At 31.4% G+C, this 1,444-nt stretch carries 3 protein-coding genes; 1 reads left to right on the top strand and 2 read right to left on the bottom strand.

The annotated features are described in order from the left end of the window. Positions 1-90: 90 nt before the first annotated feature. Positions 91-618: a hypoxanthine phosphoribosyltransferase gene (hpt, locus tag V7056_RS17335; RefSeq protein WP_499703657.1), complete on the top strand. Its 528-nt coding sequence runs from the start codon at positions 91-93 to the stop codon at positions 616-618. Positions 619-676: 58 nt separating this feature from the next. Here the strand turns inward: hpt and V7056_RS17330 are convergent, their stop codons facing one another. Continuing rightward, the gene (locus V7056_RS17330) at positions 677-1,102 is read right to left on the bottom strand and encodes an NUDIX hydrolase (RefSeq protein WP_499703656.1); all 426 of its coding nucleotides are present in this window, start codon (positions 1,100-1,102) and stop codon (positions 677-679) included. Positions 1,103-1,188: 86 nt separating this feature from the next. Continuing rightward, positions 1,189-1,314: a hypothetical protein gene (locus V7056_RS17325; RefSeq protein ID WP_499703655.1), complete on the bottom strand. Its 126-nt coding sequence runs from the start codon at positions 1,312-1,314 to the stop codon at positions 1,189-1,191. Between the last annotated feature and the right edge of the window lie 130 nt (positions 1,315-1,444).

The raw sequence follows: 1,444 nt of genomic DNA, 5'->3' as shown, positions 1-1,444 counted from the left end.
GTAATAAACACTATTAATTGGTTATAATGAAACTGTCTTTATGAATATTTAAAAGTTTAATAAACCATTAATTTGTAAGGAGGAATACAAATGCCATATAGAATAAAAGATACATTAATTTCTGAATCTGAATTGAAACAAAGAGTAAAACAAATTGCTGAAGAAATAGAAAGGGATTTTAACAATGAATCTGTTGTCATGATTGTTGTACTAAAAGGTTCTTTTGTATTTGCAGCTGATTTAATTAGAGAAATGAATAGTGATATTAATGTAGATTTTATTTCCGTCTCAAGCTATAGTGACCAAACTGAATCTACTGGTAAAGTAAAACTATTAAAGGACCTTGACTCAAATATTACAAACAAAAATGTAGTTGTGGTAGAGGACATCATTGATAGCGGTTTAACCTTGCATTTCTTAAAGGATCATCTCCAATTACATAAACCACAAAACATTAAGATTTGTACTTTATTGGACAAGCCTGAACGAAGAAAAATTGACCTACCTGTTGATTATGTAGGATTTGTCATTCCTGATGAATTCATCGTTGGTTATGGAATTGACTATGCACAAAAATATAGAAACCTACCATATATAGCGACAGTAGAAGAGTACTAGGAGATTTTTAAGTTAAGGATTAGGGCCGATTGTTAGCATCCGAACGGCTCTTTTTTATTTACAAGTAATTGTTAAATTTCAGATTTTCATCTAATAAGTCTAAGATGTGTTGCCGATCTTCTGGGAATGATAGTTCTAATTTTTTCACTTCTTCAGCTGACTTCCAAGCAATATCATGAATAAGCTGATCAGGATCTTGAATCTTTGCTTCCCCCCCAATCACTTCAATTTTATAAAAGTGTACTTCAACTGTTATTCCAAAAGACGATCCTTCTTTAATAAATAATGGTTTGATGACACGAATATCATATCCTGTTTCTTCTCTTAATTCCCTGATACAACACTCTTCAAGTGTTTCTCCTATTTCTAATCCTCCTGAAGGAACAGACCATAATTTCTTCTCGTTTGCTGCTCCTTGAAGTACCATTAATATTTGATTTGATTCATTTATACAAATGCCAGCAGCGCCGATCCATGTATTCATATAATCAACTCATTTCAAATTTTATTTTTTGATAAGACAGTCTAACGTACTGCTTTCAAGCTACTCTGATTCTATTTAAAATTAGTCTAATAGATTTTCTTAATTCCTTTTAACTCTCGAATTTCATCTTCTAATAAACTGATTCTCTTATTCAGTTTATAAAACATCGGAGAAAATAAAATGACTATCACCACTGACATAGTAATCCACATCTGAACTACCTCCTTTTTCTTTTGGAATGTAAAGCTTGTATATAAATTTTTTTGAAATATTTTGCTTGTGAGATTGATATAAAACCAGAAGTTGATTACATCGGAAGGTGCTGGGCTCCTGTGGGAGATG

This window comes from Bacillus sp. JJ664 (genome assembly GCF_036962205.1).
Taxonomy (GTDB): domain Bacteria; phylum Bacillota; class Bacilli; order Bacillales; family Bacillaceae_G; genus Gottfriedia.
This window is presented reverse-complemented; position numbering and strand designations above follow the sequence as displayed.

Bases quoted from the DNA above. Each gene is read 5' to 3' on its own strand.
- V7056_RS17330 (WP_499703656.1), bottom strand. From the start codon at position 1,102: ATGAATACATGGATCGGCGCTGCTGGCATTTGTATAAATGAATCAAAT.
- hpt (WP_499703657.1), top strand. From the start codon at position 91: ATGCCATATAGAATAAAAGATACATTAATTTCTGAATCTGAATTGAAA.
- V7056_RS17325 (WP_499703655.1), bottom strand. From the start codon at position 1,314: ATGTGGATTACTATGTCAGTGGTGATAGTCATTTTATTTTCTCCGATG.